This window comes from Lactobacillus sp. 3B(2020) (assembly GCF_013487845.1).
Lineage (GTDB): Bacteria > Bacillota > Bacilli > Lactobacillales > Lactobacillaceae > Limosilactobacillus > Limosilactobacillus alvi.
Genome location: NZ_CP047410.1, coordinates 1,746,298 through 1,760,164, shown reverse-complemented (window position 1 = coordinate 1,760,164; position 13,867 = coordinate 1,746,298). Strand labels below are relative to the sequence as shown.

The following is a 13,867-nucleotide window of genomic DNA, read 5'->3' as shown; positions in this document are numbered from 1 at the left end:
CTTTTGGATTTTTTTTGCTCAAAAGTAGGCTTTTGGACGAAATGTAATCAAAATGTAACATTGAATCACCCAACAAACTTAGAGAGGTGAATAGTTTGGCCGGACATTTAGTGAAATACGGTAAGCACCGTACTCGTCGTAGTTATTCCCGGATCAAGGAAGTCCTTGATCTCCCGAACTTGATTGAAATTCAAACTGATTCTTACAATTGGTTCATGGATAAAGGTTTGCGTGAAATGTTTGATGACATCATGCCAATCGATGATTTCCAAGGCAAGCTTTCTTTGGAGTTCGTTGATTACCAACTCCTAGAACCAAAGTATACTGTTGATGAAGCTCGTGAACACGACGCTAATTATTCTGCGCCCCTACATGTTACTTTGCGGTTAACTAACCACGAAACTGGTGAAATCAAGTCCCAAGATGTTTTCTTTGGTGATTTCCCATTAATGACCAAGCAAGGGACCTTTATTATTAACGGTGCTGAACGGGTTATTGTTTCCCAATTGGTTCGTTCCCCAGGGGTTTACTACAACTCAGAAACGGACAAAAATGGTCGGCCAAACTACGGAGCTAACTTCATTCCGAACCGTGGGGCTTGGCTTGAGTACGAAACTGATGCAAAGGGGATTTCCTATGTCCGGATTGACCGGACACGGAAGCTTCCAATGACAGAATTAGTTCGTGCTCTTGGGTTCGGTTCTGATGATGAAATTATCGATATCCTTGGCGGAAATAGTGATTCCTTAGCAGCTACAATTGATAAGGACGTTCACAAGAACCCTGAGGATTCCCGGGTTGAAGAAGCTTTGAAGGATATTTACGAACGGCTTCGTCCTGGTGAACCAAAGACGGCTGACTCTGCGCGTAGTCTTTTAAATGCTCGCTTCTTCGATCCAAAGCGTTACGATATGGCACCAGTTGGTCGTTACAAGACCAACAAGAAGTTGAACATGCGTTACCGTTTACTTGGCTTGACTTTGGCGGAAACTTTGGCTGATCCCGAGACTGGCGAAATTCTTGCCCAAAAAGGTGACGTTGTAACGAAGGAAGTTTTGAAGAAGTTGGAACCAGCTTTGGCTCAAGACGACTTCAAGATGATTACTTACACCCCATCTGACGAAGCGGTTGTTACGGAACCGGTTAAGCTTCAAAAGATCTTGGTTTACTCCAAGAATGATCCTGAACGGATTGTGCCAATCGTTGCTAATGGTCACATTCCATTGGAACTTAAGCACATCCAACCAGCTGATATCATCGCTTCCGTTAACTACTTCTTCAACTTACAAGACGGAATCGGATCAACCGATGATATTGACCACTTGGGGAACCGGCGGATTCGTTCCGTTGGAGAATTACTCCAAAACCAATTCCGGATTGGGTTAGCTCGGATGGAACGGGTTGTTCGCGAACGGATGTCAATTCAAGATATTAACACCGTTACCCCACAACAATTAATCAACATTCGGCCAGTTGTTGCTGCCATTAAGGAATTCTTTGGATCTTCTCAACTTTCTCAATTTATGGACCAAACGAACCCACTTGGGGAATTGAACCACAAGCGGCGGCTGTCTGCTTTAGGACCCGGTGGTTTAACCCGGGACCGGGCCGGATATGAAGTGCGGGACGTACACTACACCCACTATGGCCGGATGTGTCCAATTGAAACACCAGAAGGTCCAAACATTGGGTTGATCAATAACCTTTCCACTTATGCTCGGGTTAATAAGTACGGCTTTATTGAAACGCCATACCGGCGGGTTTCATGGGAAACACACAAGGTTACTGATAAGATCGACTACTTAACTGCCGATGAAGAAGATAACTACATCATTGCCCAAGCCAACACGAAGTTAAACGAAGATGGTTCCTTCGCTGAAGAAGAAATTATGTGCCGTGATAAGGAAGACTACATCACAACTTCCGCTGAAAACGTTGACTACATGGACGTTTCCCCTAAGCAAGTAGTTTCGGTTGCTTCTGCATGTATTCCATTCTTGGAAAATGATGACTCTAACCGGGCCTTGATGGGGGCTAATATGCAACGGCAAGCAGTTCCTTTGATTGACCCTCACGCTGCTTTAATCGGGACGGGGATTGAATACAAGGCTGCTCACGACTCTGGGGTTGCTTTGATTGCTAAGAATCCTGGGACAGTTGAATACGTTGATGCTCGCCAGATTCGGATTCGTCAAGAAGACGGCACGCTTGATACTTACAAGCTAATGAAGTTCCGGCGTTCAAACGGTGGTAAGAACTATAATCAACGGCCAATCGTTAAGGTCGGGGATGCAATTGATGCTGATGAAGTAATTGCCGACGGTCCAGCAATGGATCAAGGGGAATTAGCGCTTGGCCAAAACCCATTGATCGCTTTCATGACTTGGCAAGGGTACAACTTCGAAGATGCCATCGCCATTTCCGAACGATTAGTTAAGGATGACGTTTACACATCTATTCACATTGAATCATATGAATCTGAAGCACGGGAAACTAAGCTCGGACCAGAAGAAATGACTCGTGAATTGCCTAATGTTGGGGCTGATGCTTTGAAGAACCTTGATGAGACTGGAGTTATTCGGATTGGTTCTGAAGTTCACGATGGTGACATCCTAGTTGGTAAGGTTACGCCAAAAGGAGTAACTGAATTATCTGCTGAAGAACGACTCTTACACGCTATCTTTGGTGAAAAGTCACGTGAAGTTCGGGACACGTCACTTCGGGTGCCACACGGTGGTGGCGGAATCATCCAAGACGTTAAGATCTTCACTCGTGAAAACGGGGACGAACTAGCCCCTGGAGTTAACAAGATGGTGCGGGTTTACATCGCCCAAAAGCGGAAGCTTCAAGTCGGTGATAAGATGTCCGGTCGGCACGGTAACAAGGGGACGGTTTCCATTGTTATTCCAGAAGAAGATATGCCATTTATGCCAGATGGGACCCCAATCGACATCATGTTGAGTCCAATGGGTGTGCCATCCCGGATGAATATCGGTCAAGTTATTGAACTTCACTTGGGGATGGCTGCTCGTCAACTTGGTATCCACATTGCGACGCCAGTCTTTGATGGGGCAACTGATAAGGATGTTTGGGAAGCCGTTAAAGAAGCTGGCTTGCCATCAGACGGGAAGACGATTCTTTATGATGGTCGGACTGGTGAACCATTCGAAAACCGGATTGCTGTTGGGGTCATGAACTACCTTAAGCTGGCCCACATGGCTGATGACAAGATTCACGCTCGTTCAATTGGACCTTACTCCTTAGTTACGCAACAACCACTTGGTGGGAAGGCTCAATTTGGTGGTCAGCGTTTTGGTGAAATGGAAGTTTGGGCCCTTGAAGCATACGGGGCCGCTTACACCCTTCAAGAAATTTTAACTTACAAGTCTGATGACGTGGTTGGTCGGGTTAATACTTACGATGCCATCATCAACGGTGAACGGATTCCAAAGCCAGGGGTTCCAGAATCATTCCGGGTCTTGGTTAAGGAATTACAATCCCTTGGGTTAGATATGAAGGTCTTAGATGGCGACCACAAGGAAGTTCAACTTAAGAACGAAGATGAAGAAGTAATTGACGTACGCAAGCGCGCTCAAGCTAACCGTCAAAACAATGATGAAGTAAAGCCAGCTCAAACTACGCCAAATGAAGTTAATGCTGACTAAAGAATAAGGAGGATTGCCCTTTGATTGACGTCAATAAATTTGAAAGTATGCAGATCGCTTTGGCATCACCAAATAAGATTCGTTCATGGTCTTATGGGGAAGTTAAGAAGCCAGAAACGATCAACTACCGGACGCTAAAGCCAGAAAAGGAAGGGCTGTTTGACGAACGGATCTTTGGGCCAACCAAGGACTATGAATGTGCTTGTGGAAAGTACAAGCGGGTTCGTTTCAAGGGTTTGGTCTGTGATCGTTGTGGGGTCGAAGTGACTACCGCTAAGGTTCGGCGGGAACGGATGGGTCACATCGAATTAGCAGCTCCTGTTTCACACATTTGGTACTTTAAGGGAATTCCATCACGGATGGGATTAATTCTGGACATGAGCCCACGGGCCTTGGAAGAAGTAATTTACTTTGCTTCTTACGTTGTCCTTGATCCGGGTGACACGCCACTTGAAAAGAAACAACTTCTTTCTGAACCGGAATACCGGGAAAAGAAGGCTGAATATGGCGACCGTTTCATTGCTCAAATGGGGGCTGAAGCGATCCAAAAGTTGTTGAAAGATGTCGACATGGAAAAAGAAGCAGCCGAATTGAAGGCAACGCTGAAGGAAGCTACGGGTCAAAAACGGACGCGTGCCGTTCGGCGGCTTGATATTTTGGAAGCCTTCATTAAGTCTGGAAACAAGCCAGAATGGATGGTAATGGACGTAATTCCAGTTATGCCACCTGACTTGCGGCCAATGGTCCAACTTGAAGGGGGACGGTTTGCAACTTCTGACTTGAACGATCTTTACCGGCGGGTAATTAACCGGAACAACCGGTTGAAGCGATTGCTTGAATTAAATGCCCCTGGAATCATTGTTCAAAACGAAAAGCGGATGCTTCAAGAAGCCGTTGATGCCTTGATTGACAATGGTCGGCGGGGTCGTCCAGTCGCTGGTCCTGGTAACCGACCATTGAAGTCCTTGTCACACCTCCTTAAAGGTAAGCAAGGGCGGTTCCGGCAAAACTTGCTTGGGAAGCGGGTTGACTACTCCGGTCGTTCCGTTATCGATGTTGGTCCATCTTTAAAGATGAGCCAAATGGGATTACCAATTCAAATGGCTTTGGAATTGTTCAAGCCGTTCATTATGCATGAGCTGACAAAGCGGAACTTGGTAACGAACGTTAAGGCGGCTAAGCGCTTAATTGATAAGCAAGACGATAAGGTCTTCGATGTTCTTGAAGATGTTATCAAGGAACACCCCGTACTTTTAAACCGGGCACCTACTTTGCACCGGTTAGGGATCCAAGCTTTTGAACCAATCCTGGTTTCTGGTAAGTCAATGCGGTTGCACCCACTTGTTTGTGCGGCCTACAATGCCGACTTTGATGGTGACCAGATGGCTATCCACGTGCCATTGTCTGATGAAGCCCAAGCTGAAGCGCGGCTTTTGATGTTGGCTGCTCACCACATTCTGAGTCCGCGGGACGGAGAACCAATCGTGGCTCCATCTCAGGATATGGTTATTGGTAACTACTACATGACCACGGAAGACAAGGCGCGTGAAGGTGAAGGGATGATCTTTGCTGATGCTGCCGAAGCTGAAATGGCCTACAAGGATGGTTACGTAGCTCTTCAAACCCGGGTTGGGATCAAGACGGCTTCGTACAAGAATAAGCCATTCACTGATAACCAACGGGAAAAGATCATGGTAACGAGTGTTGGGAAGATCCTCTTCAACAACATCATGCCAGCTGATTACCCTTACATTAATGAACCAACAGATGATAACCTTCAAAACGGGGTTCCTGACAAGTACTTCTTGGATAAGGGACAAGATATTCACGAATACCTTGCCAACGCACCACTTGTGCCACCATTTAAGAAAGGGTTCTTATCTGACATCATTGCTGAAGTTTACAAGCGTTACAAGGTAACGATTACTTCTGAACTTTTGGATAAGATGAAGGACCTTGGTTACTACGAATCAACCATTTCCGGGTTAACGGTGGGGGTTGTTGATATCACTGACTTGAAGGAAAAGCCAGGGATCATCGAAAATGCTCACAAACAAGTTGCCATGGTTACGAAGCAATTCCGGCGTGGTCTGATTACCGATAACGAGCGGTATGAACGGGTTATTGCCATCTGGAACGATGCTAAGGATGAAGTTCAAGAAAAACTGATTGAACACATGGATATCCACAACCCAATCAACATGATGTCTGACTCCGGTGCGCGGGGGAACATTTCTAACTTTACTCAGTTGGCCGGGATGCGTGGTTTAATGGCTTCCCCATCTGGGAAGATCATGGAATTGCCAATTCTTTCTAACTTCCGGGAAGGACTTTCCGTTTTGGAAATGTTCATTTCTTCTCACGGAGCGCGGAAAGGGATGACCGATACGGCCTTGAAGACTGCCAACTCAGGTTACTTGACTCGGCGGTTAGTTGATGTTGCTCAAGATGTAATTGTTCGGGAAGAAGACTGTGGGACTGACCGTGGTTTGGAAGTTACGGCTATTACGAACGGTAACGAAATGATCGAACCATTGTACGATCGAATCCTTGGTCGTTACACGATGAAGTCTGTCTTTGATCCAGAAACTGGGGAAAAGATCGTTGGCAAGAATGTCTTACTTGACGAAGAAATGGCCCAAAAGATCGTTGATGCTGGTGTTAAGAAGGTTACGATTCGTTCTGCCTTTACTTGCAACACGGAACACGGGGTTTGTGAACGGTGCTACGGCCGGAACGCTGCTACTGGTGACCAAGTTGAAGCCGGTGAAGCAATTGGGACGATCGCTGCCCAATCAATTGGTGAACCTGGGACGCAATTGACATTACGGAACTTCCACACTGGTGGGGTTGCCGGTAACGACGATATTACCCAAGGGTTACCACGGGTTCAGGAAATTGTGGAAGCCCGGAATCCTAAAGGGAAAGCAACTATTTCAGAAGTTACTGGGGAAATTGAATCAATTGAAGAAAACCCAGCTGAACAAACGAAAGACATCACCGTTAAGGGTGAAAACGACACGCGGACGTACACCTTACCAATTACTTCCCGGCTTCGGGTTACGGAAGGTGACTTTATCCACCGTGGTTCGGCCCTGAATGAAGGGTCAATTGATCCAAAGGAATTAATTCGGGTTCGTGACGTTCTTTCAACTGAAACTTACCTCTTAGCCGAAGTTCAAAAGGTTTACCGGATGCAAGGGATTGATCTGCTTGATAAGCACGTTGAAATCATGATTCGGCAAATGATGCGGAAGGTTCGGGTCATGGATCCAGGTGATACTGATGTCTTACCTGGTGAATTAATGGACATTAACCAATTCCGGGACGCTAATTACCAAACCTTGGTTGAGGGGAAGGTTCCAGCAACCGCTCGGCCTGTTATCCTCGGGATTACCAAGGCGGCCCTTGAAACGAACAGTTTCTTGTCGGCAGCTTCCTTCCAAGAAACAACGCGGGTTCTTACCGATGCTGCTATTCGTGGTAAGGAAGACCCACTGGTTGGTTTGAAGGAAAATGTTATCATCGGGAAGATCATTCCAGCTGGTACTGGAATGGGTACTTACCGGAACATCAAGCCAAAGGAAGTTACGGTTAACAAGCCAAGTAGCGAAGCGGCATATGCAATGCCAAGTGCTTCAATCCGTGAAATGGAAGCACAAATGAAGCAGGACGAGAACTAACGGTCGGAAGAAAAAACTTTTTGCCAGAAGTTTTGTCCTATTGAAAAGAGGCTGGGTTACCAGCCTCTTTTCTGTGTACATAATTAATTGGGGGAGAGAAGATGCGTAAGTATTTGGTAGAGGTTCCAGAAGATGTAGCTAAGCGCCTTGAACGAAGTGGTGCAACTTCAATGCACATTGATAATCAATTGTTGGTAATTCGACCGGATGATAGTACGGCCCTAATTCCGCAATTACACTTTCGAAGTTTTGGAACATTAGCCGTCCTCTTTACCTTGGTCTTCTTAGCATTCATTAAATGGGGGACGAAGGCACCGTTTGTTTTACCATGGACGGGTGAATATTCGATTAGTAGCTCCATTGCTCTTTTAAGTATGGTTAGTGGGGTAGTATCCTTTGCAGCAGCCTTTATTCGCCAAAAAATTACCAAACAAGGACCGGCACGAAATTTTACTTGGCGAAGTTTACTCCCACTCGTGGTGGCTTGTGCAATGATTATTGCCATTATTGCCCTTGGTTTAGGTTGGTTAATTGATCAGCTATTTCCAGGTTTGGGGTTGGACCAGTATACGACCACCGTGTTAGTTTTTGTTAGTTTGTGTATTGTTAACTATTTGTTAATCAACCTTGCTTATACCCTTTCACCAGGAGTAGTCATTAACTTAATGACGATTATGATCATTGGAGGTGTGGGGGTTGCAATGTTAACCAATTCAAGTAAGGATTGGTGGCGTTATAATTTCAGCTTTCTGGGTACTCATGATAGTGAAAGTGCTTGGCAGTTTAATATCACCTTGATCTTTGCAGGAATGTTAATGGCAACCTTGGTGGACTATCTCTTTGTTAACCTGGCTAAGCAGTATCGTAATTGGAAAGTAACCTCGCTCCGGTGGCTCTTGTTGGCTTTAGCAGCTAACATTGCCGGGATTGGCCTGTTCCCCAATGATCCTAAGTACCACTGGTTGCATGATCAAATCGCAATGTGGTTAGTTTACCTCCTTTGGATTTTAATTGTTATTGTTCGCTGGTGTCTCCCCAAAGTTACTACTCAATTCTTGAAGGTTTCCTACGCAATTGGTGGGGTGATTGTCCTTGATTACTTTATGTTTAAAGTGGTGCGTTACTTATCATTAACCGCCTTTGAACTGTTTGCTTTTATCTTAGCTTTTGCTTGGGTTTTACTACTTTTTCAATATATTGAAAGTCTTTTACCAAGTGGAAAAGAGATCGTGCCAGTCAAGCTCGTACCAATTAAAAAGCAAAATCAGTAAATTTGAAAATTGTTTAATGTTTTTTATAATTTTTAGAAGGTTTTATTATTTAAAAGTGACCATAAAATGACTAATTTCATCGCGATTACAGGATCAATTAATTTGTAAAAATTTGTAAGTTTTTAGTAACTCCCAAGTAAATTCTTACGGCTATATTAAGAAAGTGAACTAAGGAAAAAGGTTCACAAAAAATAAGTTGGGAGTTGATGATAATTAAAGTTAAGCAAGTTGCATTAGCAACAACCATTGGCTTGGCCGGAGCAATGTTATTGACCTCTGCCAAAGCTAATGCCGATACAATCACAATTCAAAGTGGTGACACAGTTTGGGGACTTTCCCAAAAGTACGATGTTTCAATGGGTGAAATCATTCAAGCTAATCACCTTCAAAATCCAAATTTAATTTATGCGGGGGATTCTTTATATATCCCAACGTCGGCTGCTAAGTCGGCAACATCGGCAGCTCGTACGCCAGTAAGTGCAAATTCAGCGATTGCTAGCCAAGCAAGCGTAGCTAGTTCAGCATCTTCACAGGCCCCAGTAACGACCAGTGCAAGTGCTGTTATCAGTAGTTCGACTAGTGCTTCAGCAAATGTTACTAGCGCCACAAATACTACGAGTGCCGCTACAACGACCAGTGCTAATAGTATTAGCAGTAGTGCTGCTACTAGTTCAGCAACAAGTGATAATTCCGCAAACAATGTTTTATCAACGAACAGTGTTGCTTTACGAACGAATAGTTCATTAAGCGCAGCTAGTTCAACAACGACGGCTACTTCAACCAGTACGCCAGTTGCATCTTCAGATGCCACAAGCAGTGCTACAACGTCAACCGTTAGTTCATCTGCGACAACGAGTACGACGAGTTCAACGACCACTAGTGCGTCAACGTCTACAAATGGCTTAACGACTTATTCCGTAAGTGAAGCTGTTGCCCGGGCTCAATCCGTAATTGGGACACCATATGTTTATGGTGGTAACACGACGAGTGGTTTCGACTGCTCAGGATTAGTTCAATGGTCATATGGCCTTTCAAGCAGTTACCGGACGACTTACCAACAACAAGCATTAGGGACGCACCATTACGATATTGCTAATGCCCCAGCAGGAGCAATCTATTTCTGGGGTTCTGACAGTGCGCCATATCATGATGCGATTGCACTTGGAAACGGAAGTTACATTGCGGCACCAGATGTTGGTCAAACCGTTAAAACAGAAACAATTAGCGAATTTACGCCAAGTTACTATGTGGTAATTGGTGAATAAAATTGCCCAGGTCAACACAGCTAATTTGGTTGGTGTCTACTAGATAGTTTGATGTGGCAAAGGGAAGAGGAGGAGGTTGGGAAAAAAGCTCCTTGACGGCCTGGTTGGGATAAGAAGGACGAAGGTTGATTCATTAGAATCGACCTTTCGTTCGCACTTATCCGCTAAGGCCGTGCTTTTGGACCTTAGTTACTGAGTAACATTCCGAGATGAAAGTCCAGGATGGTAAAATTCATCCTGAACTAATCTTAGGTTGTTTAAATTTGTTTAATCCGGCTCCACTAAGAAAGCTTCCTCTAGATAAGAGTAAGCTTTCTGGTGGAGCCTTTTAACTTTCCTTAGAATTATCTTTTTCCGGCTTCGTGGAGTTCAGTTAAATGCTGGAAAATACTCCGACTTGAGACTAGCTAAAGTTTCAGTTAACCTTTGCAAAGTGTAGGTAAATAAGGTCTTTGGTTACATCCGGGCCAATCCGGTTTTTGGGAGTGTACTCCGGATAAGAACTTAGCTTCATGCCTTTCTGATTGTTCTCACCATCGTTAGTTCCTTGAAAAAGCCGATTATGTTACCCAACCAAAATTAATTAGTGTAATTGTGAGAATTAGCCCACCAACTAGATAGGGGATTAGGGGCAAAGCTTGCTTTTGCCAAAGTCGGCGGTTCGTCAAACTAAGGGCACAAGCAAGAAGAATTGTTAAACAAGCGGCTTGACTCCCCAAGCAAATGGTCAAAAGAAAGAGAAATTCACCGTCGCCAAGGCCGATGCCCGGGAAAAAACCAATTATCAAAAAGAGAAAGGCTATTAAGAGGTCAAATAACCAGATATGGGGATGCGGGACTAAGAAGGCTAAGGGGATGAGAGTTGGTAAAATCGTTGGGTAGATCCATTGTTCATACCAGTCAGTGGTAGTGAGAACTAACAAGCCACATACTAAGATTGTGGTTAAAAGAAGCGTTTGCCATGAGAGGGGCAAAAATAGAAAATAAAGCCAGCCACAGAAAATTTCAGTTACCGTTTGAAAGGGGCTGATCCAAGAATGGCACCACCAACATCGTCCCCGCTGAATTAACCAGCCAATAATTGGGATTAATTGCCAGGAAGCTAAGCGCTGATGACAGGTATCACAAATCGAAAAGGCAGGGTAAGTTTTACTCTTACTTAAAAGATGCCGAGACACCATTGTCGTGATAAAAGAAGCCAGACAAGCTCCCCAAAGAAATTCCGTTAAAATGATTAACATCAAAGTTCTGCTATATAAAATGTGAACAAATATAATCATGAATTAGATTTGATTATATTTGAGAAAGAATTATATAGTTTTCCTTTCTTAATTTTATTTACTACCGTCAACATTAGTATTCCCATATCCCAACAAGGGGGGTAATGACATTGACTAACTCTGATAGCTTTAGGGTGTAGCCCACCCATTAGTATTATTTATGCTAAAGCTAAAAGATTCTGAACCGCATTTTCATCACGATCCATGACTGCACCACACTCATAACAAATATATTCATTATGTTTGGTATGATGTAACTTGTTGCCATCAAGACCAACTTTATCTGTGCCAGTCTTGATAAAACCACATTGAGAACACCGTTGGGTGCTAGGATAGAATTGATCTGCCAATCGTAATTCTTTACCATACCATTGGCATTTATAAGTTAAAGCCTGTCTGAAATAGCCAAACAACGACCGTTGTAAACCTTTAGACGCAACATGGCTCATCTGCATTTGTTTCACCGCTAAATCTTCAATCACGACTTTGTCATAATCAGTAACTAGCTTAATGGTAAACTTTTGAATAATATCATGCTGAATGTTGGCAACACGCCGATAATCACGCTGTAACTTGGCTCTCGTCTTAGCATAATTATTCGATTGGGTTGCTTTCTTTCCATTGACAGTGCGCTTTCTAGCTAACTGACGTTGATAATGCATAATGCGTTTATAGAGCTTCTTTAAATGATCGGGTAGAGTATTAACTTTACCTTCGGTATAGTTAAAATGACCGACGTTAATATCAACCGCTGTTTTCTTACCAGTTTTACTTTTCTTGGCTATTTCAACTTCTAACGGTAAACTAGCCCAGTATTTACCATTTTCACGAAATACTGAAACAACTTTTAGATCACCCTTTAATGATTTTGCACCAACCATTTTAATGTCAGCCCAATCATTAACTCCGTGGGGTTTATCCAATCTCAATTTGCCATTAATAATTTTGGCACGATCAGTTTTAAAGCCCTGCCTAGGCGCTTTCTTAGATTTAAAACGAGGTTTACCCCAGTCTGGTTGAGCTTTATCAAAGAAATTCTTCCAAGCTTTACCCAAATCGGAAATTGCTAGTTGTAAGCACCGTGCTGAAAGCGCATATTGCCAGTCAACCTTCTCTGCCACTAGAATATTACGTACTTTTCTTTCACTAGGACGCAATTTTTTGTTGTCCATAATTAGAGATTCATAATACATATCATTCCATAAAGCCAGCCCTTGGTTCCAACAATAGCGACGATAGTCGCATAGTTCATCGAGATGCTTTTTCATCATCTGATTTGGATATAGCCTTACCTTCTCCGTGCGTATCACTTGTTTCACCACCTTTCAAAGTCTTATCAGCTACTAGCTTACGTTTATATTTTCGCAAACCATCTAGACGGCAAGAGAATACATGAATAATACTTACTAAATCATCTACTAATTCTTGATTAGGACTTGTATCTGGGTTGTTTATAACTACGATTAGTGTTGGCATAGCTGTTCAAACCAGTCATATCCGAAACGAACAAAACGATCCTTATAAGTAATGTAAATTGTCTTAATTTTGTCATCCATTACCTCTTGTAGTAATTGATTCCATTTCTTACGCTTGTAATTCAATCCACTGCCAATATCAGTTATAACTTCATCAAGAATTACACCTTTGGCATTCACAAACTGACGAATAAAGGCAATTTGATCTTTTAAGTCGTCCTTTTGCCCGTAGGTAGAAACCCTAGCATAGGCTACTGTTTTGCGATCCTGTACATTTTCGGACATCCCAATATATTGCAAGTATTGTTCTTCTGTATAATATCTTCGATTGGTTGGTGTTCGATGAGCTTTTAGAATTCCTTTATTATCCCAACGTTGGAGAGTTAGCACTGTAACCCCCAATTTTTCAGCCATATCTTTTGGCTTTAATATTTTAGACATAATACTCGCCCCATATTCTTCTTTCTGCGAGTATTATGTCACATTTGATTATAATTGACTATATTTAATTTAACTGTTATCTCCTCCTTAGATTAGAATTAGGCGGTTGAATCCTCTAATATATATATACGGATTTTTTGCCGAAAAATTAGCGCATCACCCAAACTTTTGTTGACTTTTTTTGCTAAGCATGTTAATTTAACAAAGGTGCTTTTTTAGCAACGGAGGGTCTGTCGGTGGGCAGACAAATGTCCCAGCGATAGCACAGAAAGAAATAATATCCAAGCACTTTTTTTATTCTCAAAAAAGAACCGCCTGGATATGTGGACTTAAAAAATTAGGAAGGGGAAAAATAATGCCTACAATTAACCAATTGGTTCGTAAGGGCCGGAAGAGCCACAAGGGTAAGTCAAAGTCACCAGCTCTTGGCTACGTCTACAACAGTTTCAAGAAGGAAGAAATCAAGGATCCATCTCCACAAAAACGTGGGGTTGCAACCCGTGTTGGGACGATGACACCAAAGAAGCCTAACTCTGCTTTGCGAAAGTACGCCCGTGTTCGTCTCTCTAACTTGATCGAAGTTACGGCATACATCCCAGGGATTGGCCACAACTTGCAAGAACACTCAGTTGTCTTGATCCGTGGGGGCCGTGTTAAGGACTTGCCTGGGGTTCGTTACCACATTATTCGTGGTACGCTCGATACTGCCGGGGTTGAAGGCCGGATGCAAAGCCGTTCCAAGTACGGTGCTAAGAAGCCTAAGAAGTAAACAAGACTTTATCAATAA

7 protein-coding genes and 1 pseudogene are annotated in these 13,867 nt (G+C 43.4%); 5 read left to right on the top strand and 3 right to left on the bottom strand.

What is annotated here, in order from left to right; translation table 11 throughout:
* The first annotated feature begins 86 nt into the window (after positions 1-86).
* The 4 genes from GTO83_RS08835 (at position 87) to GTO83_RS08820 (ending at position 9,884) form a co-directional block, all read left to right on the top strand.
* Entirely contained in the window at positions 87-3,665 is a 3,579-nt protein-coding gene (locus GTO83_RS08835; RefSeq protein WP_180870512.1) for a DNA-directed RNA polymerase subunit beta, read from the top strand.
* A gap of 20 nt (positions 3,666-3,685) precedes the next feature.
* A complete protein-coding gene (rpoC, locus tag GTO83_RS08830; protein ID WP_180870511.1) occupies positions 3,686-7,348 on the top strand; it encodes a DNA-directed RNA polymerase subunit beta' in 3,663 nt (1,220 codons plus the stop codon).
* A 101-nt stretch (positions 7,349-7,449) separates the two neighbouring features.
* Entirely contained in the window at positions 7,450-8,619 is a 1,170-nt protein-coding gene (locus tag GTO83_RS08825; RefSeq protein WP_180870509.1) for a DUF998 domain-containing protein, read from the top strand.
* Between the two features lie 206 nt (positions 8,620-8,825).
* On the top strand, positions 8,826-9,884 hold the full coding sequence (locus tag GTO83_RS08820; protein WP_180870505.1) for an NlpC/P60 family protein: 1,059 nt from the start codon (positions 8,826-8,828) through the stop codon (positions 9,882-9,884).
* 560 nt (positions 9,885-10,444) lie between these two features.
* Here GTO83_RS08820 and GTO83_RS08815 read toward each other — a convergent pair.
* The 3 genes and pseudogenes from GTO83_RS08815 to GTO83_RS08805 all read right to left on the bottom strand — a co-directional run bounded on the left by GTO83_RS08815 (position 10,445) and on the right by GTO83_RS08805 (position 13,080).
* The gene (locus tag GTO83_RS08815; protein WP_180870504.1) at positions 10,445-11,125 is read right to left on the bottom strand and encodes an A24 family peptidase; all 681 of its coding nucleotides are present in this window, start codon (positions 11,123-11,125) and stop codon (positions 10,445-10,447) included.
* 197 nt (positions 11,126-11,322) lie between these two features.
* A complete protein-coding gene (locus GTO83_RS08810; protein ID WP_255463203.1) occupies positions 11,323-12,432 on the bottom strand; it encodes a transposase in 1,110 nt (369 codons plus the stop codon).
* Positions 12,413-13,080: pseudogene (locus GTO83_RS08805) on the bottom strand (IS607 family transposase). Before GTO83_RS08805 ends, GTO83_RS08810 begins: the two are co-directional and overlap by 20 nt.
* Positions 13,081-13,435: 355 nt before the next feature.
* On the opposite strand from GTO83_RS08805, the gene rpsL reads away from it, so the two are divergent.
* A complete protein-coding gene (gene rpsL / locus GTO83_RS08800) occupies positions 13,436-13,849 on the top strand; it encodes a 30S ribosomal protein S12 (protein WP_019206168.1) in 414 nt (137 codons plus the stop codon).
* Positions 13,850-13,867 lie beyond the last annotated feature (18 nt).

What these genes read in the sequence shown, in the direction of transcription:
- GTO83_RS08815 (WP_180870504.1), bottom strand. Translation starts at nt 11,125, where the DNA reads ATGTTAATCATTTTAACGGAATTTCTTTGGGGAGCTTGTCTGGCTTCT.
- GTO83_RS08820 (WP_180870505.1), top strand. Translation starts at nt 8,826, where the DNA reads ATGATAATTAAAGTTAAGCAAGTTGCATTAGCAACAACCATTGGCTTG.
- GTO83_RS08810 (WP_255463203.1), bottom strand. Translation starts at nt 12,432, where the DNA reads ATGAAAAAGCATCTCGATGAACTATGCGACTATCGTCGCTATTGTTGG.
- rpsL (WP_019206168.1), top strand. Translation starts at nt 13,436, where the DNA reads ATGCCTACAATTAACCAATTGGTTCGTAAGGGCCGGAAGAGCCACAAG.
- GTO83_RS08825 (WP_180870509.1), top strand. Translation starts at nt 7,450, where the DNA reads ATGCGTAAGTATTTGGTAGAGGTTCCAGAAGATGTAGCTAAGCGCCTT.